A 22,924-nucleotide genomic window follows, 5' to 3' on the forward strand; every position below is an offset into this window, starting at 1 on the left:
GCCCATGACCGTCTTCGACATCCCGATCGACGCCCTCAACGGCGGCCCCGCCGACCTGGCCCGCCACCGCGGCAAGGCGTTGCTGGTCGTCAACGTGGCCTCCCGCTGCGGCCTCACCCCGCAGTACGCCGGCCTCCAGACGCTCGCCGACTCCTACGCCGATCAGGGCCTCGTTGTGCTCGGCGTGCCGTGCAACCAGTTCGCCGGGCAGGAGCCGGGCAGCGCCGCCGAGATCAGCGAATTCTGCCAGGTCAACTACGGGGTCACCTTCCCGCTGACCGAGAAGGTCGACGTCAACGGCCCCGACCGGCACCCGCTCTACGCCGCGCTCGTGGACACCCCGGACGTCGACGGGCACACCGGTGACGTGCGTTGGAACTTCGAGAAGTTCCTGGTGGCCCCGGACGGCTCGGTCGCCGCCCGCTTCGCCCCCACGGTCGAGCCCGGCTCCGACGACCTGCGCGCAGCCATCGAAAAGGCCCTCCCCAACTCCTGAAACCCCCGGGCACTCCACGTCGCCGCCTTGATCACGCTCGAACGTGGAGGTAGTGGCCTCCCGACTCCCGGACGCCACTACCTCCAGGATCCAGCGTGATCGTGCCGGGTCGACGCCGCAGGGACGACCCGCGGTCCGCCACCGGTGCGAGCCGCTCGTCACCGGAGAGTGGCACGTCCCTGGAGAGCCGGTCGGCGACCAGCGTGGGCAGTACGTTGTGCAGGACGGGCTCGCGGCGCCACTCGGGCACCCGCCGGGACGGCGAAGGTCGCGAGCAGCCTGAGCAGTCGCCCGGCGGCGGACAACCAAATAACCCACCAGCTCGGTTGGGAATGCGTCGCGGGTGGACGGAGTTGGGAACGAGCATGACAACTGTGGGACTGATCGGCAGTGGCAACATCGGCGGCACCGTGGCCCGGCTGGCCGTTGACGCCGGCTACGACGTGGTGCTGAGCAACTCGCGGGGCCCGGAGACCCTCACCGACCTGGTGGAGACCCTGGGCGAGCACGCCAGCGCCGGCACCACGCAGGACGCGGCGCAGGTCGGTGACCTGGTGGTGGTCAGTGTGCCGCTGAAGGCGTACCGCGCGGTGCCCGTGCAACCGCTGGCCGGCAAGGTCGTCATCGACACCAACAACTACTACCCGCAGCGCGATGGCACCTTCCCGGAGTTGGACTCCGGCGAGACCACCAGCAGCGAGTTGCTCCAGCGACACCTGCCGGACTCGCGCGTGGTCAAGGTCTTCAACAACATCTATTTCAAGGGCCTCGCCGCGCTCCCCCGGCCGACCGGCGCGGCCGACCGCAGCGCCCTGGCGATCGCCGGTGACGACGCCGCCGCGAAGGCCGGGGTGACCGCCTTCCTGGACCGGATCGGCTACGACTCGGTGGACGTCGGCCCGCTGGCCGAGGGATGGCGCTACCAGCCGGACACCCCGGCGTACGGCACGCTCTACTCTGCCAGCCCGACCGACTGGGAGCACCCGGCACCGGGCGACGCCGCAAAGCTGCGCGCCGCCCTGGCCGCCGCCACCCGCTGAGCAACGTCAGCCGCCGCCCTCCCCGCGACCGACTACCGGGTGGTCGTACGGAGGGCGGCGGCGAGTTCGTCGTCGTAGCTGGCGATCGGCTGCCCATCCGCGGCGTACGCGACGAGCCGACCGTGGGCCATCGTCGCCGACCGGAACGAGAAGGTCCGCGAACCCGGGTACGCGGCGAGCAGCGGGATGGCCCGGGGTGCTCCACCCGGTGCGGAGTAGTACTCCAGGCGGGTCACCTGCGGGGAGACCACGCCGTTGACCCGGACCTTGGTCTTCTCGGCGCGGGTGCCGAAGGTGACCGGCGCGTCGGTGGCGTATTCGGCGCATTCGGCCGGACCACGACAGACGAAGAAGTATCGCGGGTTGACCACGTCGTCGAGGGTGTACGCCTTGAAGGTGGGGTCGGCTCCGGCCGGCAGCGGCTGCACGGCGAAGAACGCGACCGCCACCGTGGCCGTGACGCCCACCCGCAGCCAGCCACGGCCTGCGGCCGGTCGTCTGCTCGTGTGCTGGGCGGCGACGGCGACACCGCCGAAGCCGACGAGGCACAGGAGGCACACCCCGACGGCACGGGCGTTCTCGAAGAGGAACTGCACCCCCGGCCGCGACGAGACCGGGCTGAGCACCGCGCCCAACGAGACGACCATGGCGGCGAGCAGTGCCGCGCCGGCGGCCCGCTGGGTGACGCCGGACGCGCCGATCAGCAGCATCGCGGCGAGCACCGGCCACACCTGGTGGTGAGTCCAGGACACCGGGGACGCGGCTACGGTGGCGCAGCCGACGAGCACGGCGGCGTGCCCGGGGCGGCCCTGCCGCGTCAGCTGCCGGGCCCGGAGCAGCGCCGCCACGCAGATCAGTGCCACCATGCCGGTCCAGAGCAGGGGCAGCGCCGCCTCGTCGACGCCGACGCGCAGCAACATTCCGTGCAGGGACTGGTTGCCCAAGGAGGACAGATTGCCGATGCGCGAGGTCTGTCGCGCGGTCTCGGTCCAGTAGGACCAACTCTCCAGCGGCAGCACGATCGCGGCGAGCCCCGCGCAGGCCACGAACGCGGCCGCCGACCGGCCGGCGTCACGGTAGCGCCCGACGGCGAGGAAGTAGACCACGAACAGCAGCGGGGTGAGCTTGATCGCCGCGGCCACCCCGACCAGCGTCCCGCGCAGCCGGGGTGGGACGACGCCCAGCCCGTCGAGCAGGGCCATCAACACGATGAAGATGCTGACCTGCCCGAAGCGTAGGTTGCTCTGCACCGGCGCGGAGAGCATCAGCACGGTGGCCGCAAGCGCCACGACGAGCGGGCGCCGGGAACGTCGGGTGGTCAGCGCGACACCCACCGACCCGGCGATGGCGACGACCGCCGCGCACGTCGCCACCAGCCAGATCCCCTGGAGTACGCCCTCGCTGACGGCGGTGATCGGCGACAGCACGAGAGCGGCGAACGGCGGATAGGTGAACGGACCGCCGTTCTCGGCCACATACCCGTACAGCGGCTTGCCGGCGCGCAGGTCGGACAGCGCGCCGTAGTAGATGTGCAGGTCGGAGAGGCGATCCGGACGGCGCAGGACGAGCACACCGGACACCAGCGCGACGACGACGAAGGCCGCCCACACCAGCGCCACCCGGCGATCCCGCATCGCCCGAGAATAGGCGACCGCGATGGCCCTCGTGGGCCCCGCGACGGCGGACGTGGGGCTCCAGCCGAGTCAGGTAGTGGGGTCGGGCAACGGCTGATCGGCGGCGCGGGGCACCCGGTGTGCCAGTTCGGCGCGCAGCTGGTGGACGTTCGGCGTGGTGGCGACCAGGGACACGTGGATCTCGTGCGGGCTCCGCCTGCGGGCCCTGTTCCAGAGGCCCACCCGACCCCAGTCCCAGCGGTTCAGCGCCGGCCGGGTCCGGTCCGGATCGGCGACATCGACGACCAGGGTCGGGCTGATCCGGCCCCGCACCTCGGCTCGGTTGAGGTCGGGCCAGTCGACCTGGACCGTCCCGCCGCCCGGCAGGGTCAGTTCGAGGAAGTCGCGGGTCAACCGAAGCGGCAGTCCGCCCTGGCGTCGCAGTTGCACGGGGAAGCGGACCGCCGCCAGCAGAAGTATCGGCCCGTGCGGAAGCGGGTCGTACCAGGCATTGCCGAACGCGACGCCGAGCAACGCGAAGGCCGGCAGGACCACAAGTGCCGCGCCAGCCAACCGGGCCAGCACCCGCGTGCGGGACCGCCGGAATCGGATCTCCCCTGCATCAGCCTCGGCCACCATTGCTGCCCAGTAGCCACTCGTGAGTGAACGCAAACGCCCGGGCCAGCTCCATGTCTGCCCTCGGAAGAAAGGATGCCGCGCACTGCTGCGGTACCGGCGCGCACGCCTCGGTGCCGGCGGGTCTGGGGTGGACGCCGGTGGGCGTGGACCTGTCCGGCGGGCAGTTGCGGCACGCGCGAGGGCGGTTGCCGGTGCTCCGGGGTGACGCGGGTGCACTGCCGGTCGCCGACGGGTCGCTGCCGGCCGCGATGTGCGTGCTGGCCAGCGGTGTGCGGGTACGGGTGGGTGCCTGGCACCTCCTCCTCGCCGATCTGATCAACGCGACCGTGGCCGCCGGCCTTCGGTTGGTCCGGGTCGTCGAGACGGGCCCGGGCGGAGTCCCCGACCTGTTCGGCCTCCTCGCCCTGCGCGATCCGTAGCGACAGAAACATCGCCGTGGCAACTTGCGCCACAGTCCTGTTCACGGGACCCTGTTCTCTGGGTTGCCGCCCGCTCACCGAACGTGCCCCCCGGAGGCGACATGCACACGCTCCGTACCGTGCCCCGCCGGCTGCTGGCCGGCTCCGGCGCGCTCCTGCTCGGCACCGCCCTCGCCACCGCCGCCATTCCGGTTCCGGCGAACGCCGCGACCGGCGCGGACACTGTCGGCTACGTCCGGCTCGCGCACCTCTCCCCGGACACCCCGGCGGTGGACGTCTACCTTGCCGCGCCGGGCGCGGCGAAGCCGCAGGTCTTCCCCGGGGTCGGTTACGGCGTGGTCTCCGACTACCTCGAACTCGCCCCGGGCCGGTACGCGGTGGCCATGCGCGAGGCCGGCGCCCCCGCCAGCGACCCCCCGGTGCTCACCACCGAGGTCGCGGTGACCAGCGGCGACGCCTTCACGGTGGCCGGTGTCGGCCGGCACGCCGACCTCGGCCTGCGGGTGCTCAACGACGATCTCAGCGCCCCCACCGACGGCCGCGCCAAGGTGCGGGTCATCCAGGCGTCGGTGCGGACCCCGGTGCTCGACGTGGCCGCCGCCGACGGTCCGATGATCGCCGATGGGGTGCAGTTCGCCACCACTACCGACTACCAGCAGGTCGAGCCGGGCAGTTGGCGGCTGAAGCTGACGGGTGCCGGCGGGCCGAGCACCGACGCGGAGGTGCGGCTCACCGGCGGCGCGGTCTACTCCCTGCTGGTGCTCGACGCGAAACAGGGCGGGCTCACCGCCGAGCTGCGCCGCGACGCCGAGGGCGGCACCGTCGCCCCGGCCGGCGGGGTGGACACCGGCGCCGGTGGCACCGCCGGGGCCGGGCTCGACGCGTACCCAGTGGTTGCCGGCGGTCTGGCCGCGGCGGCCGGCGCGGTGGCCCTGCTGCTCTGGCGTCGGCGGCGGCGCACCACCTGGTGAATGCCGGGCCGGCCCTGTCGATCCGGCGGCACCGTGACCGCCGGATACCGCTGGCCGCGCTGGTCGCGGCCGGCGCGGCGGTCTGCCTGGCCGCCGGCACCGGGGTCGGGCTGGCCACCACCGGCCCGCCACCGCCGGCGGCGAGCTGGCACCCCGGCTGCGGCGACGACTGCCCGTCGGTGGCCGCCGCGCCCACCCCACACGGTCCACCCACGCGGGTACGCGTACCGCGCATCGACGTCGACTCACCGCTCACCGTGCTGGGCCTGGACCGCGCCGGCGTGCTGATTCCGCCGACCGACTTCCACACCGCTGGCTGGTACGGCGGCGGCCCGGCCCCGGGCGACACCGGCCCGGCCGTAGTCGCCGGGCACCTGGACTCACGACGCGGCCCGGCGGTCTTCGCCCGGCTCGGCGAGCTCCGGCCCGGCGACCTGGTGGAGGTGTGGCGCGGCGGGCAGCGGTTGCCGTTCCGGGTGACCGGGTCGCTGCGAACCCGCAAGGACCAGTTTCCGACTGCCGTGGTCTACGGCCCGACGCCCGGGGCGGAGCTGCGCCTGGTCACCTGCGGGGGCGACTTCGACCGGCGGCGGGGCCACTACGTCGACAACGTGGTGGTGTTCGCGGTGACCGATGCCCCCGACCCGGTCCTGCCAACGTCTGCGGCAGGCTGAGTCGCGTTCCCCTGATCCACTCGGGTTCACGGAAGTCGGGGCATCCGCCGCGCCCGGATACCGCGATTTCCGTGAACCCGAGTGGATCAGGGGAGCGGGAGGGCGCGAGGGGCGCGGCGCGCCGAGGCCGGGGGGTCAGAGGGGGCGGCGGCCGGCGAAGCCGCACTCGGCCCGGTGGTACCAGCGCACGTCGGAGTCGCCCTCCAGCCAGCACCAGAGCACGGCGCGGCCGGCCCGCTCGCCGGGGAAGTCGAGAAGCACCGGGGCGATGCCCTTGACCTGGATGTCGTGCTGGTGCAGCTCGTCGACGACGGCGTGCAGCCGAGCTTCCAGTGCCTTGACCTCGGCCAACCCGCCGAGCGCGCTCACGCCGTGGTCGGCCAGGTCGGCGCGCAACTCGGCCAGGTCGGCCCGGACCCGGATCAACTCGTCGACGCGCGGTTGCAGGGTGGCCACCAGGTGCCGGGCCTGGGCAAGTGTGAACACCGGGCCAGTATGCGGCACGCACGGCCCCGCGACGTGGCCCGACCGCTCAGTCGGCCTGTGCCGCCAGCTCGCGGGCGCGATCCCGGGCGGCCTCCAGCGCGGCGAGCAGCGCCGCGCGTACGCCGTGCTTCTCCAGCTCACGAATCGCGGAGATGGTGGTGCCGGCCGGCGAGGTGACCGCCTCGCGCAGCTTGACCGGGTGCTCGCCGGAGTCGCGCAGCATCACCGCCGACCCGATCGCGGTCTGCACGATCAACTCGTGCGCCACCTGGCGGGGCAGCCCGAGCAGGATCCCCGCGTCGATCATGGCTTCGACCAGCAGGTAAAAGTAGGCCGGGCCGGAGCCGGAGAGCGCGGTGACCGCGTCCTGCTGCGACTCGGGCACCCGGATCGTCTGGCCGAGCGGCTTGAACATCTCCTCGGCCAGCGTGAGGTGCGCCCCGGTGGCGTGCGCGCCTGCGGAGATCGCGGTCATCGCCTCGTCGACCAGCGCCGGCGTGTTGGTCATCACCCGCACCACGGGGGTGCCGTCGGGCAACCGACGGCTGAAGAAGCTGGTGGGCAGACCGGCGCAGAGCGAGATGACGAGCTTGTCGGCCGGCACCTTGGGGCCGATCTCGTCGAGGAGCGCGGCGGCGTCCTGCGGCTTCACCGAGACCGCGAGCACCGCCGCCTCGTCCACCGCGGTCAGGTTGTCGACCACCCGTACGCCGTACCGGGCGGTCAACTCCTCGGCGCGAGCGGGTCGGCGGGCGGTGGCCAGGAGCCGGTCCACCGGCCACCCCGAGCGCAGCAGCCCGGAGAGCATCAGCTCACCGATCTTGCCCGCGCCGATCACCGCGACCGTGTGCACTCCGGCTGACATGTCGGCCCGTACCCCCTCGAATTGGGTCGCGGCGCGGCGGACCCGCAGGCCCGCCGCGCCGCCGACGATCGATCAGCTGCCGAAGAAGACCTCGGCCTCGGCGTACCGCTCCAGCGGCACGGTCTTCAGCTCGCGGGTGGCCTCCGCGAGGGGCACCCGGACGATGTCGGTGCTCTGCATCGCGACCATCTTGCCCCAGTCGCCGTCGTTGACGGCGTCGATGGCCTGCAGGCCCAGGCGGGTGGCGAGCACCCGGTCGAAGGCGGTCGGGGTGCCACCGCGCTGGATGTGGCCCAGCACCACGGTGCGGGCCTCCTTGCCGGTCTTGGCCTCCAGCTGCTCGGCGAGCCACTGGCCGATGCCGCCGAGGCGGACGTGGCCGAACGAGTCGAGCTCCTGGTTGGCGAGGACCATCTGGCCGTCGAGCGGCTGGGCGCCCTCGGCGACCACGACGATCGGGGCGTACTGGTGCTGGAAGCGCTTCTCGACGTAGCCGGCCACCTGGTCGACGTCGAACTGACGCTCGGGCAGCAGGATCACGTTGGCGCCGCCGGCCAGGCCGGCGTGCAGGGCGATCCAGCCGGCGTGCCGGCCCATCACCTCGACGACCAGGGTGCGGTGGTGGCTCTCCGCGGTGGTGTGCAGCCGGTCGATGGCCTCCATCGCGATGTTGACAGCGGTGTCGAAGCCGAAGGTGTAGTCGGTGGCGCCGAGGTCGTTGTCGATCGTCTTCGGCACGCCGACGACGTGCACGCCCAGCTCGTAGAGCTTGGTGGCCACGCCGAGGGTGTCCTCGCCGCCGATCGCGATCAGCGCGTCCACGCCCTGGGCGGCGAGGTTGTCCTTGATCCGCTCGACGCCGTTCTCGATCTTGAACGGGTTGGTACGGGACGAGCCGAGGATGGTGCCGCCGCGGGGCAGGATGCCGCGAACGTCGGCGATGTCCAGCGGGCGGGACAGACCCTCGAGCGGGCCCTTCCAGCCGTCCCGGAAGCCCACGAACTCGTGACCGTAAGTGGCGACGCCCTTGCGGACCACCGCCCGGATGACCGCGTTGAGACCGGGGCAGTCGCCGCCGCCGGTGAGCACGCCGATACGCATGATCCGCTCATCCTCCTGGAGCATCAGGTAAAGCCCGATATGCCCCAGGGTATGTGTCAGGTCAGACCATCGGCGCCGTTGCCGGCCCGGGGCGGGCCGTCACTGCGAACTGTAGTCGGCCCGCCAGTACGACGACAGCGCGCCCCGGGCACCCACCCCCGGTCAGTAGGTCACCTCGTGGTTTTCGCCGGCCGTCGGTGGCCGGCCGGTGACCGCGGCTCTCGCGTAGTCGAGCAGGTTCACCACAGTGCTGTTCGGCGAGTCCCAGTACTCGGCCGAGCTGGCGTGCACCTTGATCAGCGTGAGATTGGAGGTGTCCAGCCCGTCGGGGAACCACGCCTTGAGCAGCGGGTTCCACAGCTGCTCGGCCCGGGCCCGGTCGAACCCCTCGGTGGCGGTGCCGGAGATCGACACCCACGCGTTGTGCTTCTGGTCGGAGAAGGCGACGTTGACCTCCGGGTTCACCCGGATCTGGCGGACCTTGGCCGAGTCGGCGTAGGCGAAGAACCACAGCTCGCCGTCGAACTCGGCCTCCTGGAGCCCCATCGGTCGACTCACCTGCCGCCCGTCCAGGGCAGTAGTGGTGAGCATGCAGATCCGCGCGGCCCGGGCCAGGCCGGTGACCCGGGCGCGTGCCTCCGCGGCGCTGCTCGGCTGGTCGCTCATGGCAATCTCCCTCGGCTCGGCTGGTCGAACCGTTGCCCGGGACAGAACCGGTCAAACCTACGGCGGCGCGGCCACCACTCAACGGGCGGTCATCGCCCGCCAGCGGGCCAGATTGTGCCGGGCATCGACCAGAGCGTCGTGCCGGGCCGCGTCCGCGTCCGGCAGGGGCGGCCGGCCCCGGTCGTCCCAGAGCTGCCGCAGCTCCTTGGTGTAGCGGGGGATCTCCCGGGGCAGCGCCGGCATCGCGCCCCAGAGCTGGGCGAGCACCACGTGGTCGTACGCGGCGAACCAGGCCCACAACTCCAGCTGCTCCCCCGGCCGGTTCCGGATCGGCTCCACCAGGAAGTCGTACAGGTCGTCGCGGATGCGCTCACGCGAGCGCCACGCCCGGTCCGCCGGGGAGGGCAGCTTGTCCAGCACGTTGCGTCGGACCCAGGGCACGGCGCGGGAGTCGTCGAACTCGGTGGAGACCGCGTAGAACTCGCGGCCGTACTCGTCGACGACACCGATCGAGACGAGGTCGACTGTCGTGCCGTCCTCGATGAACTCGCAGTCGTAGAAGTAGCGGTAGACCATTCCGGGCATCCTCGCCCACCGCCGTACGGCCGCGCCCGGCGGGGCCCGTCCGGAGGCCCGCCGAGCCACGGCGACACCTCGTGAACTGCACGTCGCAGCTCGTGACGGTCACGGAAGTGCTTCGAGGGGTGTACAGCAAGCGACCGGACCGTCATGATCTGATGTGTACCGCTACCGGACGCCGAATCGGTGTCAGTTCACCTTGTCGGGGCCCATCAGGTTCGCCCGGTGAGCGAGTTGTGGTCCATGACCGGGGGAGGGGTTGGGCCGTGGAGGTTCGCCTGCCGGAGCCGGGTGACGCGCTCACGGGTGTCGAGATGTTCGCCGGGCTGGAGCCCGAGGTGCGGCAGCGTGTCATCGCCGCCGCCGTTCCGCGCACCTATCGCAAGGGCCAACTGCTCTTCGTGGAGAACGACCCCGGCGAGTCTTTGATCGTGCTGCGCCGCGGCGCGGTGGCGGTCTTTCGTACCGCACCCACCGGCGAGCGGGCCGTGCTGTCGGTTATCCGTCCACCGGACGTGCTCGGTGAGGTCTCCCTGCTCGACGCGTCCACCCGGTCCGCTTCGGCGGAGGCCATCGAGGACTGCGCGGCGCTCGCGCTCTCTCGGGGCGCGTTCATGGAATTGGTGCACTCCAACCCCCGCATCCTGGACGCGGTGATGCGCTCACTGGGCGGGCTGATCCGCCGGCTCACCGAGCAGAACGCCGACCACGTCTTCCTCGACCTGCCCGGTCGGGTGGCCAAGACGCTGGTGCGGTTGGCCGGCGAGAGCCAGGCACCGATGATCACGATCGAGCTCAACCAGAGCCAACTGGCCGAGATGGCCGGTGGTTCCCGGCAGAGCGTCAACCAGGCGATCGGCTCGTTCGCCAGCCGTGGCTGGCTGCGCACCGAGGGCCGCCGGATCGTGGTGACCGACGTGGCCGCGCTGCGCCGCCGGGCCGGCATGGCCGACCGCTGACCGACCGGCCCGCACCGGTTTCGTCACCGACCTGACCTCCGGTGTGGACGTCCGTCACCGCTCGCCGAGCGACCCACCCGCACCCACGGCTGATGCCGGCCGCCACTGGCAACCGGCATCAGCGAACATGCAGAACAGACAGGTGCGGCCGGTGGACCGATGGTCCGCCGACCGCACCCGGGTGATCAGTTCTCCGTGCTGTCAGCCGGCGGCGCACCCGGCCCCGGCCCGATCTTCTTCGGATCGGTCGGCTTACCAGCCGTGGACGTGCTCGACGAGGTGGTCGTGGTCTCCCCCGACCCGCCCGACTGACCCTCAGGCTCTTCCACCATGCCCTGCTCCTCCAGTTCGGCGAGAGTGACCGCATCGACGTCGATCGTGTCGCCCGGCGCCCACAGCGTGCCACCCGGATCGGTCCACGAGGCGGACAGTCGTACCTGCACGGCACTCTCCCTGACATGAAACTTCCTGGTACGGAACACTAACCCCGACCAATCGATGCCGTTGCCCGTCCGCACGTCGGGTACCCGACTGGCCGACCAGCCGCGATACTGACCTCTCTTGCCCACGGAGCTGAACATCGACCTCAAGTGTGGACACTGCGCACGCGCGGCCGGGCCGGACGACCGCTTCTGCGGCGGCTGTGGCCAGCCGCTCGGGGTCAACTGTGCGCACTGCGGGCATGCCAACAGCACCGAGGTCAACTTCTGCACCAGCTGCGGTCAACCGCTGCGGGACCACGCCGTCGCGGTGCAGGAGGACCGGCGCCAGGTCAGCGTCCTCTTCGTCGACATCGTGGACTTCACCAGCTACGCGGAGCGGGCCGACCCGGAGCAGGCCCGCGGTCTGCAGCAGACCTACTTCGCCACGGTGCGCCGGATCGTGCACCAGTACGGCGGGGTGGTCGAGAAGTACATCGGCGACGCGGCGATGGCGCTGTTCGGCGCGCCGGTGGCCACCGACAACGACGCGTTGCGGTGCGTCCGCGCCGGCCTGGAGCTGCAACGGAACCTGGCCCGCCAGCCCGCCGGTCCGCAGCCGCCGCTGAGCTTCCGGGTCGGCATCGCGACCGGCGAGGCCCTGGTCGACCTCTCGGCCACCCGCGACGGTGGGCAGGCCTTCGTGACCGGAGATGTGGTCAACACGGCCTCCCGCCTACAGGGGTTCGCCCCGCCGGGCGGTGTCGTCGTCGACGAGAGCACCTGGTCGGCCACCCGACACGAGATGGAGTACGCCGACCAGCCATCGGTCACCCTGCGCGGCCGGTCGGCGGTGAGCCGGATCTGGCTGGCCGTCCAGGTGCGACCGCACCGGGACCCGCGCGGTGCCGAGCTGACTCCGATGGTGGACCGGGAACACGAGCGCGGCCTGCTGGTCAACGCGCTGCACCGGATGGTGACCGAGCGGACCTCCCAGTTGGTGACGGTGTTCGGCCCGGCCGGTGTGGGCAAGAGCCGGCTGCTGCGCGAACTGGCCCGACACGCCGGCAGCATGCCCGGCCCGCCGATCACCTGGCTCGTCGGGCAGTGCCCGCCGTTCGGCGAGAACGTCACCTGGGCCGCACTGTCGGACATCGTGAAGACCTGGGTGGGCGTACCCGAGGTCGACGACCCGGCCGCGCTGCGCGAGCGGCTGCGGGCCCGGCTGGGGCAGCTCGCCGACCCGCACGCGACCCGGCTGGCCGAGGCGCTCGGGCCGCTGATCGGCGTACCCGGTGAGCGGCTCACCCCCGGCGAGACCGAGGCCGCCTGGCGGCGGTTCCTGCTCGCCCTGGCGACCGCGGGCCCGACCGTGCTGGTCTTCGAGGACATGCACTGGGCGGACCAGGCGATGCTCGCCTTCGTCGAGCAGCTGGGTGCGTCAGCGCGCGGCGTACCGCTGCTGGTCGTCGCGACCGCCCGGCCGGAGCTGCGGGAACGGCACCCGGCCTGGACCGGCACGATCAGTGGCGCGATGTCCATCTCGGTGCCGCCGATGCACGACACCGACATCGACACGCTCTATTCGCTGCTCCTCGGGCAGGCGACACTGCCGTCCAGCTCGCGCACCCCGCTGATCGAGTTCGCCGACGGCAACCCGCTCTACGCCCAGGAGTACGCCCGGATGCTGCTGGACGGCGGCCTGCTCGACGCCGTCGGTTCGGCCGCCCACCCCGACCTCGACGGTGGCGCGGAGATGCCCCGCACCGTGCAGGCGGTCATCGCCAACCGGCTCGACCTGCTGGACCCGGCCGACCGGGCGGTGCTCCAGGCGGCCGCCGTGGTCGGCGTGGTGTTCTGGGCCGCGCCGGTGGCGATGGCGTTGGGACGGCCGGTGGAGTGGGTGGAGCGTGCGCTGGACCGCCTGCAACGTCGCGACCTGGTGTACGAGCAGAGCACGTCGACGATGCCCGGTCAGTCCGAGTACCGGTTCCGGCACATCCTGGTGCGCGACGTCTGCTACCAGCGGCTGCCCAGGGCCGAACGGGTGCTGCGCCACCAACGCACCGCCGACTGGATGGCACAGCTCACCGACGGCCGGCAGTACGACCTGGCCGAGGTGCTCGCAAACCATCGCTGGGCGGCCCACGAGATCGCCCGGACGGTCGGGCTGGACACCGCTCCCTACGCCCCGTCGGCGCGGGCCGCGCTGCACCGGGCGGCCCGCCGCGCGTACGAGCTGCACGCGCTGGACACCGCCGCCGCGCTGGTTGGCCGGGCGCTGGCCCTGGACGTCGGGCCGGACCCGGCGCTGGAGCTGTTCGACGCCGAGCTGGCGTTCTATCGGGACGGGGACGCCTTCCTGGTGGCGGGGGGCACGGACACCCTCACCCGGCTGGCCGAGTGGCTCACCACGAGCGGCGACCGGACGGGGGCGGCGCGCGCCTGGACGCTGCTCGCCACCGCCGCCTGGAGTCGGGCCGACCGGTCGGCGACCCTGCACTGCCTGGACCAGGCGATCGGCATCTACGGCGACCTACCGGACAGCCAGGAGAAGGCGAGCGCCCTGCTGGAGCTGGCCCGCGTGCACATGCTCAACGCGGAGACCGAGCCGGCGTGCACGGCAGCGCGGGCGGCGGCGTCCCTCGCCGAGCGGCTCCAGCTGCGCGAGGTCCAGGCCAACGCGCGGATCACCCTGGCCGTGGCGCGCTACCTGGCCGGCTCCGCCTCGGCGTTCCCGGAGCTGGCGGAGGTGACCGAACACTGCCGGGTGGAGCGGCTGACCAGTCGGCGCCGGGCGGTGCAGAACCTGGCCTGGGCGTTGCAGGAGGAGGGCGACCTGGCCGGCTCGGCCCGATTGGTCGACGAGCAGCTCACCCTCGACCTGGGCGGTGAGCACAGCCTGGCCACCAGCTTCGCCGACCAGTGGGCGCGGTCGTACTACGCGGCTGACTGGACGGCGGCGCTGGCGATGGCGGCGGAGTCGACCCGACGGCCGACCGCCGAGTGGGACCTGCACATCGTGGCGGTCTCGGGTTGGATGCGCGGGCTGGCCGGCGCCGAGCTGGTCGGCCCCGACCGGCCCGAGGAAACTGCGGGGCCGGCCGCAACGGGTGGGGATCTGGTCGAGCAGGCGCTGGTCGCCGCGCGGCGCACCGGTTTCCACCGGGTGCTGCGCTCCACCCTGGCGCACGCCGCCCTCTGCCGGGCGGTGCAGGGCCGCCGTGACGAGGCGATGGCCCTGCTCACCGAGCTGGACGAGGACTGGCAACGGACCCGGATGATTCCGTTCGCGGAGTGGGTGCCGGCCGTCGGGCACGTCGCCGGGGTGCTCGGCGCGGACGCGGCCCGGCTGGTCCGGCAGCTGCTCGACCGGGCGCCCCGGATGACCCCGTGGGCCCACGCAGCCGGTCAGGTCGCCGACGCCACGTTGGCCCGGCACGCCGGGGACGCCTCGACAGCGGCGAACCTGCTGCGCTCGGCGGCGGCGAGCTACGCCCGGATGACCGACGTGACCGACGAGATCATCACGCTGGCGCTGGCTGTCGGCCCGCTGGCCGAGACCGACCCACCCGCCGCCGCGGCGACCCGCGCCCGCCTGCAGAACTTCGCCACCCGTCACCACGCCCCCGCCCTGCTCCAGCTGCCCTGACCGCCGACGGGGCCGGCCCGGCGGTGGCTCAGGCGGCCAGCGGCGTCGGGACGGGCTGCTTGAGCTTCTGGGCGTAGACGTCCACGTACTCCCGACCGGAGAGCTCCATCAACTCGTACATGATCTCGTCGGTGACCGCGCGCTCGACGAACCGGTCGCCGGCCAGCCCGGCGTAGCGGGAGAAGTCCAGCGGCGCCCCGAACCGGATCTTCACCCGGTCGATCCTGGGGATGAGCTTGCCCGGCGGCTGGATCTCGTCGGCGTTGAGCATCGCCACCGGCACCACCACCGCGCCGCTCTCCAGGGCGAGCCGGGCCACCCCGGTCTTGCCCCGGTAGAGCCGCCCGTCCGGGGAGCGGGTGCCCTCGGGGTAGATGCCGGCCACTCCCCCGGCCCGCAGCACCTGCAACTGGGTGTCCAGGGCGGCGCGCGCGGCCCGGCCACCGGAGCGGTCCACCGGAATCGTGCCGGTGCCGACGAAGAACATCTTGGTCAGCCAGCCCTTGATCCCCTTGCCGGTGAAGTACTCGGCCTTGGCGACGAAGGTGACCTTCCGGGCGGTGATCAACGGTGTGAAGATCGAGTCGGAGAAGGAAAGGTGGTTGCTCGCCAGGATCACCGGGCCGGTCGCCGGCACGTTGCGCAGGCCCTCCACCTGCGGGCGGAAGATCAGTTTGAGCAGCGGACCGAGGATGACGTACTTCAGCAGCCAGTAGAGCACCGGCGTCCTTTCCCGTGGTGTGCCCGCGACAGCGCCAGCCGTCGTCGCCGACGAGCCTACGAAGCGAGCGCTCCCACCACAACGGACGACGTTCGGGGGCCGAGGCGTCGCCGGCCGCGATCACCGAGATCGCACTTGTCGCGCAAGAACGGACAAAGGAGCCGCGCCGCGACCTGCGGGAGCAGCCGTGACTTTGGAAGACGCGACACAACGCACTCCCGGAACCATGCCCTGACGTGTCACGATTCAGAGCACGGCGTGCGGACGGGCGCCGAAGGGCAGCGGTGGCCGCGCCGGAAGGCGCGTTAAGGGGGATGTCCGGGTGTCAGCGGGTGGGGCCCGCCGGGGACGGCGGGACAACGGGCTCGACGCGAACGAGTACGCCGTCGTCGGCGACGTCGATCCGCGCGTCGGTGAGCACCTGCTCGACGTGTTGGCCGCCGGTGGGATCGCCGCCTACCTCCAGCCCTCCGCCGACCTCAACCCGGTCACCCGCACCACCACCGTGCCGGCCCGGCCGGTCGACCGGCTCTACGTCGACCGCTCGCACCTGACCACCGCCCGGGACTACCTGACCCAGCTCGCCGACGAGACCGCTCCGGAGCAGCCGCCGGCTCGCGACGAACCGGACATCGACGCCGAGTGGGCGCGGATCGTGGCGGGCTTCCACACCACCTCCACGCCCGGTGACCACCCGTGGCCGGCCTCGGAGGACGTGGACGAGCGGGACAACCGCGACGAGTCGACCTCTGGGCCGCTGACCCGCTCCGGCACCGACGAACCCGGTCCGACCGCCACCGACGTTCGCCGGCTGCCGTCCGCGACGGACATCTCCGGGATCTCCGTGGGGCGCGGCACCCGACCGGACGAGCCGTCGCTGCTGGACGGGTTGGACACCTTCGGCGCCGACCTGCCCGACGACGAGGACGACGAGGGTTACCATCCGCCGCCTCCGCCGCCACTGCCGCGGGTCAGCAAGTACGCGGTGATCGGCGTGCTCGGGGTCGTCGTCGGGTTCGTGCTGTTCCTCTTTCCGTGGCTGCTCCCGATCGACCGCTCCGCGGTCACGCTGTTCGGGTTCACCGGCATCCTGGCCGGTTTCGTCACGCTGATCTGGCGGCTGCGCCCCGGCGACGAGGACGAGGACGACCCGGACAACGGCGCCGTGGTCTGAAGGTCGGCCCGCATCCCGGGACAGCAGCGCCCCGCCGTTGGCGTAACAGTGGTGTAACTTACTGTCAGTAGGAATACCGCCGTACGTCACTTCCCCCGCTGACTGACCGGTTTTCCCTTGCTCGCGGCGGTCAGTCCTCTGCTGATCGGAATGCCCGAGATGCGACAGAGTTCTCTCGTGGTGGTGGCCAACCGCCTCCCCATCGACGACAATCAGGCCCCCGACGGGGCCTGCGAGTGGCGGCGCAGCCCGGGCGGGTTGGTCAGCGCACTGCACCCGCTCCTGCGGCACACACCGGCGACCTGGGTCGGCTGGGCCGGTGGCACCGGTCCGGCCCCCGCCCTGCCGGACGTGGACGGCGTGCGGATGCACACCGTCGCGCTCAGCCCGGAAGACCTGCGCGACCACTACGAGGGGTTCGCCAACGCCACCCTCTGGCCGCTCTACCACGACTCCGTGGAGCAGCCGCAACACCACCGCCGCTGGTGGGAGGCGTACCAGCGGGTCAACCAGCGCTTCGCCGAGGCGACCGCGGAGGTGGCCGAACCGGGCGGGGTGGTCTGGGTGCAGGACTACCACCTGCAACTGGTCCCCGGCCTGCTGCGTGCGCTCCGCCCCGACCTGCGCATCGGGTTCTTCCTGCACGTGCCGTTCCCGCCGCCGGAGCTCTTCATGCAACTGCCCCGCCGGGCCGAGTTGCTGCGCGGCATGCTCGGCGCCGACCTGGTCGGCTTCCAGCGGGTGCAGGCGGCGCACAACTTCGCCCAGTTGGTGACCCGGGTGCTGGAGCTGCCGGCCACCGACCGGCGGATCGGCATCGACGACCGGGTCGTCCGCATCGGCGCCTTCCCGGTCTCCATCGACACCGCCGAGATGGCCGCGCTCGCCGACCGTCCGGACGTGGCCGCCCGGGCCCACCGGCTCCGTCAGGACCTCGGCGATCCCCGGCAGGTCGTCCTCAGCGTGGACCGGATGGACTACACCAAGGGCATCGAGCAGCGCCTCAAGGCGTACAGCGAGTTGCTCGTCAGCGGCGACGTCAAGGTCCACGACACGGTGCTGGTGCAGGTCGCCATGCCGAGCCGGGAACGCGTCGGCCAGTACCAGATCCTGCGCGAGCGCATCGAACGCGAAGTCGGCCGGATCAACGGCGAGTTCGGCCGGGTCGGTGAGCCGGCGATCCACTACCTCACCCAGCCCTTCGACCGGGCCGAACTGGCCGCGCTCTACCGGGTCGCCGACGTGATGGCGGTGACCCCGTTGCGCGACGGGATGAACCTGGTCGCCAAGGAGTACGTGGCCGCGCGGGTCGACGACACGGGCGCACTGCTGCTCAGCGAGTTCGCCGGCACCGCCGCCGAGCTGTCCCAGGCGTACCTGGTCAACCCGCACGACCTGGAAGGGCTCAAGCAGGGCCTGCGCGAGGCGCTGCGGGCCGACCCGGCCGACACCACCCAGCGGATGCGGGCCATGCGCGCCCACCTGCACCAGCACGACATCAGGGCCTGGGCCCGCTCCTACCTGCGCGCCCTGGACGACGGCGGCGGCCTGATCAGTCGCCTGACCAGCACCGACACCGTCTCCGACGGCGCCGCTCGGGTGCCCCGGCCGGCCACCCCGGCTGGCAGCCCGGCCGTCCAGCAGGCCGGCGGCTGACCGCCGGCGGCCTGGCCGCTCAGTGCGCCACCGGCTCCTTCTCCAGCCAGTCCAGGATCGCGTCGATCGGCTCCGCCCACCGCGCGTCAAGCATCAGGTCGTGGCCCATCCCGGGGAAGAGCAGCGGGGCCGACCCGTACCGGCGGGCCACCCGGGTCAGCGTCGACGCCGGCACCACCCGGTCGTCCGGGCTGCCCAGCACCAACACCGGGGGCGCGCCCACGGCCGGCTCGGCCGCCGGCTCACCCAGCAGCGCCCACTGCGCCCGCCGACCCGCCCGACCGAGGCGTCCGACATACCGCCGGGCCTCCTCGTCGGGCAACTCGCGGCTGAACAGCTGCCCCCGGTTGAGCCGCAACGGCCCGCCGAACACCGCTGGCAACGTGCCCGCGGGGTTGCGGCGCAACGCCGCGCCCAGCACTCCCCAGCCGCCGAAGACCGGCGCGACCAGCACCGCGCCCCGCGCCGGGTAGCGGGCCAACGCGTGTGCCACCACCAGGGCCCCGGCGCCGTGCCCCACCAGCACCGCCTGCCGCGGCAGGCTCGCGGCCACCTGGACCACGTCGTGGGCGTACGCCCGCAGCGTCGCCTCCGGCGCCGGCTCGCTGCCACCGTGCCCGCGCAGGCTCACCGCGTACGCCGGGAACCCCCGCGACGCCACGTGACCCAACCAGTGCTCGGCGAACGCCCACGCGCCGTGCCCGAAGCCGGGTACGAACAGCAGCGGCGGACGCCCCTCCTCCAGCTCGGGGACCGCGCTGAGCACCTCCCGCCGGGCCGGCCGGACCGGGCGGGACCACTCCCGGCCCCGCATGATCCGCAGCTCGCTCGCGCTCATTTGCCCTCCAGCTCGACCAGGGCGCGTTGGATGGCGCGCAGATAGTCGGCGTGCCCGACCTCGAACCAGTGCCGGCTGCTGTCCTTGACCGGCCCGGAGTACCGCTCCCCCGCCCGGTCCCGCACCCGAGACGCGAACGCCGTGGCCCGTTCCGGCCGGTCCCGACGGGCCTGTAGCAGCCGGGCGAAGAGCACCGTCTGCCAGTGCGACAGGGTGAACAGCCCGGAGTCCGGTTGCAGCAGGCCGGCGACGGCCAGGGTCGGATGCCCCGGCGTGAACGCGTTGAGCCACAGCGTGGGCCGGCCCGCGCCCGCGCTGTCGCCGAACACCGACGCGTCGAGGAACTCGAAGCGCGGCAGGTAACCGGTGGCGAAGACGACCACCTCGGGGTCGATCTCGCGGCCGTCGGCCAACTCCACTGCGTACGGGTGGAACCGGGCGACGTCCGGCACCGGGCCGATCGCGCCGTGACCCACGTAGTAGACGAGCTGACTGTTCGCGATCGGGTGTGTCTCGTACACCCGGTGGTCGGGCTTGGGCAGCCCGAAGCGGGTCAGGTCGCCGACGGTCAGCCGCAGCGTCCAGTGGTAGAGCCACTGCCGCACCCGTAGCGGCACCCGCAGCGCCAACAGGCTGTCGTTGACCTGGTCGGCGGGACGGCCCAGCACGTACTTCGGCGCGTACCAGTAGCCCCGGCGGGTGGAGTGCCAGCAGCGTGACGCCTGCTGGGCGGCTTCGACGGCGATGTCGCAGCCGGTGTTGCCGGCACCGACCACCAGCACCCGCTTGCCGCGCAGCTGCGCCGGGTCCTTGTAGGACGAGGCGTGCATGATCTCGCCGCGGAACTGTTCGAGGCCCTCGTAGCGAGGCAGCTTCGGCGACCAGTTGTGGCCGTTGGCGATCACCACGGCGGCGTACCGGGCGGTGCGTTCGGGGCCGTACCCGCCGGTGGAGCGGGTGGTCACGTCCCACCGGTCCCCCTCGACGGGCTCGACCCGGATCACCTCGGTGCCGAACCAGATGTGCGAACGCAGGTCGAAGTGGTCGGCGTACCGCTCGAAGTAGGACAGCAGCTGACCGTGGTGCGGGTAGTCCGGCCAGGAGTCCGGCATCGGGAAGTCGGGGAACTGGGTGAACGGCTTCGACGAGATCAGGTGGGTGCTGGCGTACACCGGGCTGCGGTCGTGCCGCCAGTTCCAGGCGCCGCCGACGCCGGTCTCCCGCTCGTAGCAGTCCACGCCGAACCCGTGCTCACGCAGGTTCTTGATGGCCGTCAGGCCACTGGCCCCGGCCCCGATGACGCAGACGGTGTCGCCCCGGTCGGAGACCGGGCGGCCGTCGCTGTTCGCCGCGGGCGAGGTCGCCTCCGGGTCGGGCCGGCCGTGGTCGGTGGAGGTGGACACCGGGGACATCTCCTTTTGGTACGGCAGGCGTGCCGGTCGCCGCGAAATCCTCTCCACAACCGGGCCGGATGTCCAGTCCTGAGCCGGACGCGCCGACTGTCGAGCCGGGGTCGGGGGTCAGTCGGCGGCGGGCAGCAGCAGGTCGACCAGGACCGGGAAGTGGTCGCTGGCCCGGCGGGTCTGCGGGGTGTCCACCACGTCGTAGTCGACCACTGTGATCCGCGGGTCGACGAAGAGCGCGTCGATGCGTCGGCGCGGGTCGGCGCAGGAGTAGGTGAGCCGCTCGGCCCGGTCGGCCGCCACCGCCGTGTCGGTCAACCCGCGTGAAACGGTGGCCCAGGCGGGCCCGTCCGGACCCTCGTTGAGGTCCGCCCCGGCCAGCACCGGGCTGGTCGCCGCGTCCAGGCCACGCTTGAACTCGGTGGCCTGGGAGGGCCGCTCGGCCGGGTCGGTGGACAGGTGCGAGCCGGCGAGGGTGAACCGGGCGTCACCGACCCGGCAGTCGGCGTACGCGGCGCCGCGCAGGTGCCGGCCGGGCGTCAGCGGGAAGCGCTGGCAGCGGGTGCCCAGCACCTGGACCCGCAGGCTGGTCAGGAGCAGGTTGCCCAGGGCGGGCAGCCCACCGGCGGCCACCACCAGACCGAACGACTCGGCCAACGTGGCGGACTTCTGCCGCCACCGGAACCGGCGCGGCCCCTCCTGCACGATCACCACGTCCGGCGTCGCGGCCCGGACCACCGCCGCCAGCGCGGCGGTGTCGTCGCGCTGGCTGTGGATGTTGTACGACACCACGCGCAGCGGCACGCCCATCCCGGACCGCCTCAGATCCGACGGGCCAGGTCAGCGGCGCCGATCACCCCGGCGCTGTTGCCCAGCTCCGCCGGGAGCACCTCGGCCACCGGCAGGCGACCACGCTGGGCGAGCGCGTCGAGGTACGAGCGACGGGTGGGACCGAGCAGCAGGTCACCGGCGTCGATCACGCCGCCGCCGACCACCAGGGTCTGCGGGTCGAGGATCTGCGCCATGTCGGCGAGGCTGGTGCCCAGCCACCGGCCGATCTGGGCGAACGCCTCGGCGGAGACCGGGTCGCCACCCTGCGCGGCGGCGGTCACCATCGGGCCGGTGATCGCCTCGGCCTCACCGCCGGCCAGCTTCAGCAGGGCGGTGGCCCGGTTGGGCTCCTGCCGGGCGCCGGCCCGGGCGAACCGCACCAGGGCGCTGCCGCTGGCGTACTGCTCGATGCAGCCCAGCCGGCCGCAGCCGCACTGGTGCCCGTCCGGCACGGCCAGCATGTGGCCCAGCTCCGCGGCGATGCCGTGCGCGCCGCGCATCAGGTCGCCACCGAGGACGATGCCGCCGCCCACACCGGTGCCGATGGTGAACATGATCATCGAGTCGTCGGCGTCGCGGGCCGCGCCGTAGCGGAACTCGGCCCACGCGGCGACGTTCCCGTCGTTCTCCACGATCACCGGCAGCCCGACGGCCTCGCTGACGTACTCGCGCAGCGGTTCGTCACGCCAGGCCAGATTGGGAGCGAAGAGCACAGTCGAACGGCCGGCGTCGATCCAACCGGCCGCGCCGATGCCGACGGCCTCGATGGTCCGCCCGGCAGCCAGCTCGCCGACCAACTCGATGATGACGTCGCGGGTCTTGGCCACGTCATCGGCGGGAGTATCCCGTCGGGTCTGCACGAGGACCGTGCCGGTGTCGTCCACGACACCGCCGGCCACCTTCGTGCCACCGACGTCGACTCCGATGGTCAGCGTCACCGCTACCGCCCCCCTCTGCTGTGCTGTCCGGCCCAGGTTCCGGCCCAGTGCCGGTCCGGGTCGGAAGGTCCCGCGCTCAGGCGCCGTCGCCCGATGCTTCCGCGTCGGCGTCATCGGGCACCCGCGAGGCGGGCACCACGGGACGGGTGGTCGGTGCCGGTACGGTCGCCGTCCCGGCCTCGTCGACGGGTGGTACGGCGGCCGGGGCGAGTGGGTCCGCCGTCCGGGTGGCGACCGACCAGACATCCCGCTCCGGCGCCGGCTGAGAATCATGCCCGGTACGGGTGGCATCGCGCCACACGTGGTCGTCGACGCCAGCGGTGGGCGGGGCGCTCGGGGGTGGCTCGGGGAGGACGTCCTCGGTGCTCGCGGCGGGTGCCGGCGAGGGCGTGGTGGTCGGCTCGGTGGGGCTCGGCGCGGACGGCTCCGGCGGGGAGAACGCGCGGAGCAGGCTGGCGACGCCCGCGGCGAGGTCACCGGCGCCGGTTGCGAGCCGTTCGGCGAATTCCGGACTCGGGTCCCGCAACGCGGCGATGCCCCGACAGACCGGGCAGACGCAGCATTCGGCCGAACCGGTGGCGAAAGCACCACCGGTGCCGGAGCGGGCGGCCGGGCCCGCGCTGTGACCGAGGACACCGGACAGCATCCCGCCCAACGAGCCGAACGCGCCGCCCGCCGAGCCGGCGGAGGCCAGTCGCGCCCCCGCCAGCAGGGTGGCAACCAGCCGCTCCGCCTCTTCCCGGGCCGAACCCGGATCCGTTCCGCCCACCGTCGGCTCCTCTAC

General features: G+C 72.7%; 23 protein-coding genes. 9 read left to right on the forward strand and 14 right to left on the reverse strand.

The features are described from left to right. Positions 1-4 precede the first annotated feature (4 nt). A complete protein-coding gene (locus ACIA47_RS24530) occupies positions 5-496 on the forward strand; it encodes a glutathione peroxidase (protein WP_396710897.1) in 492 nt (163 codons plus the stop codon). A gap of 365 nt (positions 497-861) precedes the next feature. After that, positions 862-1,536: an NADPH-dependent F420 reductase gene (locus tag ACIA47_RS24535; RefSeq protein ID WP_396710898.1), complete on the forward strand. Its 675-nt coding sequence runs from the start codon at positions 862-864 to the stop codon at positions 1,534-1,536. 32 nt (positions 1,537-1,568) lie between these two features. Here ACIA47_RS24535 and ACIA47_RS24540 read toward each other — a convergent pair whose 3' ends face one another. Together ACIA47_RS24540 and ACIA47_RS24545 are read right to left on the reverse strand one after the other, a co-directional pair. Next, positions 1,569-3,170: a glycosyltransferase 87 family protein gene (locus tag ACIA47_RS24540; RefSeq protein WP_396710899.1), complete on the reverse strand. Its 1,602-nt coding sequence runs from the start codon at positions 3,168-3,170 to the stop codon at positions 1,569-1,571. Positions 3,171-3,239: 69 nt separating this feature from the next. Continuing rightward, complete coding sequence (locus tag ACIA47_RS24545) at positions 3,240-3,785, reverse strand: hypothetical protein (protein ID WP_396710900.1); 546 nt, start codon at positions 3,783-3,785, stop codon at positions 3,240-3,242. A gap of 53 nt (positions 3,786-3,838) precedes the next feature. Between ACIA47_RS24545 and ACIA47_RS24550 the strand changes: the two genes are divergently transcribed. The 3 genes from ACIA47_RS24550 to ACIA47_RS24560 all read left to right on the forward strand — a co-directional run bounded on the left by ACIA47_RS24550 (position 3,839) and on the right by ACIA47_RS24560 (position 5,852). Continuing rightward, entirely contained in the window at positions 3,839-4,207 is a 369-nt protein-coding gene (locus tag ACIA47_RS24550; protein ID WP_396710960.1) for a class I SAM-dependent methyltransferase, read from the forward strand. A 101-nt stretch (positions 4,208-4,308) separates the two neighbouring features. After that, entirely contained in the window at positions 4,309-5,178 is an 870-nt protein-coding gene (locus ACIA47_RS24555; RefSeq protein WP_396710901.1) for a DUF4397 domain-containing protein, read from the forward strand. Next, on the forward strand, positions 5,175-5,852 hold the full coding sequence (locus ACIA47_RS24560; RefSeq protein ID WP_396710902.1) for a class F sortase: 678 nt from the start codon (positions 5,175-5,177) through the stop codon (positions 5,850-5,852). The genes ACIA47_RS24555 and ACIA47_RS24560 overlap by 4 nt, the downstream gene beginning before the upstream one ends. Before the next feature lie 135 nt (positions 5,853-5,987). Here ACIA47_RS24560 and ACIA47_RS24565 read toward each other — a convergent pair whose 3' ends face one another. The 5 genes from ACIA47_RS24565 to ACIA47_RS24585 all read right to left on the reverse strand — a co-directional run bounded on the left by ACIA47_RS24565 (position 5,988) and on the right by ACIA47_RS24585 (position 9,546). Further along, a complete protein-coding gene (locus tag ACIA47_RS24565; protein WP_036412622.1) occupies positions 5,988-6,338 on the reverse strand; it encodes a DUF2203 domain-containing protein in 351 nt (116 codons plus the stop codon). 46 nt (positions 6,339-6,384) lie between these two features. Further along, positions 6,385-7,203 (reverse strand): pyrroline-5-carboxylate reductase, encoded by an 819-nt coding sequence (gene proC, locus ACIA47_RS24570; RefSeq protein WP_203121894.1) that lies wholly within the window; start codon positions 7,201-7,203, stop codon positions 6,385-6,387. Positions 7,204-7,275: 72 nt separating this feature from the next. Beyond that, the gene (locus tag ACIA47_RS24575; protein WP_091408060.1) at positions 7,276-8,304 is read right to left on the reverse strand and encodes a 6-phosphofructokinase; all 1,029 of its coding nucleotides are present in this window, start codon (positions 8,302-8,304) and stop codon (positions 7,276-7,278) included. 162 nt (positions 8,305-8,466) lie between these two features. Continuing rightward, positions 8,467-8,970 (reverse strand): pyridoxamine 5'-phosphate oxidase family protein, encoded by a 504-nt coding sequence (locus tag ACIA47_RS24580; protein WP_203121892.1) that lies wholly within the window; start codon positions 8,968-8,970, stop codon positions 8,467-8,469. Positions 8,971-9,048: 78 nt separating this feature from the next. Beyond that, on the reverse strand, positions 9,049-9,546 hold the full coding sequence (locus tag ACIA47_RS24585) for a polyadenylate-specific 3'-exoribonuclease AS (protein WP_396710962.1): 498 nt from the start codon (positions 9,544-9,546) through the stop codon (positions 9,049-9,051). A 269-nt stretch (positions 9,547-9,815) separates the two neighbouring features. On the opposite strand from ACIA47_RS24585, the gene ACIA47_RS24590 reads away from it, so the two are divergent. Then, on the forward strand, positions 9,816-10,508 hold the full coding sequence (locus ACIA47_RS24590; protein WP_091407574.1) for a Crp/Fnr family transcriptional regulator: 693 nt from the start codon (positions 9,816-9,818) through the stop codon (positions 10,506-10,508). A 185-nt stretch (positions 10,509-10,693) separates the two neighbouring features. On the opposite strand, the gene ACIA47_RS24595 is transcribed toward ACIA47_RS24590, so the two are convergent. Beyond that, a complete protein-coding gene (locus tag ACIA47_RS24595) occupies positions 10,694-11,089 on the reverse strand; it encodes a hypothetical protein (RefSeq protein WP_396710903.1) in 396 nt (131 codons plus the stop codon). Between ACIA47_RS24595 and ACIA47_RS24600 the strand changes: the two genes are divergently transcribed. Then, complete coding sequence (locus ACIA47_RS24600) at positions 11,070-14,579, forward strand: AAA family ATPase (RefSeq protein ID WP_396710904.1); 3,510 nt, start codon at positions 11,070-11,072, stop codon at positions 14,577-14,579. The genes ACIA47_RS24595 and ACIA47_RS24600 overlap by 20 nt on opposite strands. A gap of 28 nt (positions 14,580-14,607) precedes the next feature. On the opposite strand, the gene ACIA47_RS24605 is transcribed toward ACIA47_RS24600, so the two are convergent. After that, the gene (locus tag ACIA47_RS24605) at positions 14,608-15,300 is read right to left on the reverse strand and encodes a 1-acyl-sn-glycerol-3-phosphate acyltransferase (RefSeq protein ID WP_124861116.1); all 693 of its coding nucleotides are present in this window, start codon (positions 15,298-15,300) and stop codon (positions 14,608-14,610) included. Positions 15,301-15,622: 322 nt separating this feature from the next. Between ACIA47_RS24605 and ACIA47_RS24610 the strand changes: the two genes are divergently transcribed. Both ACIA47_RS24610 and ACIA47_RS24615 read left to right on the forward strand, forming a co-directional pair. Continuing rightward, complete coding sequence (locus ACIA47_RS24610; RefSeq protein ID WP_112582789.1) at positions 15,623-16,474, forward strand: DUF308 domain-containing protein; 852 nt, start codon at positions 15,623-15,625, stop codon at positions 16,472-16,474. 159 nt (positions 16,475-16,633) lie between these two features. Continuing rightward, positions 16,634-18,130 carry a trehalose-6-phosphate synthase gene (locus ACIA47_RS24615; RefSeq protein WP_396710963.1) on the forward strand — a complete coding sequence of 499 codons (1,497 nt, stop codon included), beginning with the start codon at positions 16,634-16,636 and terminating at the stop codon, positions 18,128-18,130. Between the two features lie 19 nt (positions 18,131-18,149). Here ACIA47_RS24615 and ACIA47_RS24620 read toward each other — a convergent pair whose 3' ends face one another. The 5 genes from ACIA47_RS24620 to ACIA47_RS24640 form a co-directional block, all read right to left on the reverse strand. After that, the gene (locus tag ACIA47_RS24620) at positions 18,150-18,968 is read right to left on the reverse strand and encodes an alpha/beta hydrolase (protein WP_396710905.1); all 819 of its coding nucleotides are present in this window, start codon (positions 18,966-18,968) and stop codon (positions 18,150-18,152) included. Then, positions 18,965-20,371 (reverse strand): NAD(P)-binding domain-containing protein, encoded by a 1,407-nt coding sequence (locus ACIA47_RS24625; RefSeq protein WP_203121886.1) that lies wholly within the window; start codon positions 20,369-20,371, stop codon positions 18,965-18,967. The genes ACIA47_RS24620 and ACIA47_RS24625 overlap by 4 nt, the downstream gene beginning before the upstream one ends. Before the next feature lie 117 nt (positions 20,372-20,488). Then, positions 20,489-21,181 (reverse strand): endonuclease/exonuclease/phosphatase family protein, encoded by a 693-nt coding sequence (locus tag ACIA47_RS24630; protein ID WP_396710906.1) that lies wholly within the window; start codon positions 21,179-21,181, stop codon positions 20,489-20,491. 11 nt (positions 21,182-21,192) lie between these two features. Continuing rightward, a complete protein-coding gene (locus ACIA47_RS24635) occupies positions 21,193-22,140 on the reverse strand; it encodes an ROK family glucokinase (RefSeq protein WP_112699716.1) in 948 nt (315 codons plus the stop codon). 76 nt (positions 22,141-22,216) lie between these two features. Continuing rightward, a complete protein-coding gene (locus tag ACIA47_RS24640; RefSeq protein ID WP_396710907.1) occupies positions 22,217-22,909 on the reverse strand; it encodes a hypothetical protein in 693 nt (230 codons plus the stop codon). Between the last annotated feature and the right edge of the window lie 15 nt (positions 22,910-22,924).

Origin of the sequence: Micromonospora sp. NPDC051227 (assembly GCF_044455385.1) — a bacterium.
GTDB lineage: Bacteria > Actinomycetota > Actinomycetes > Mycobacteriales > Micromonosporaceae > Micromonospora.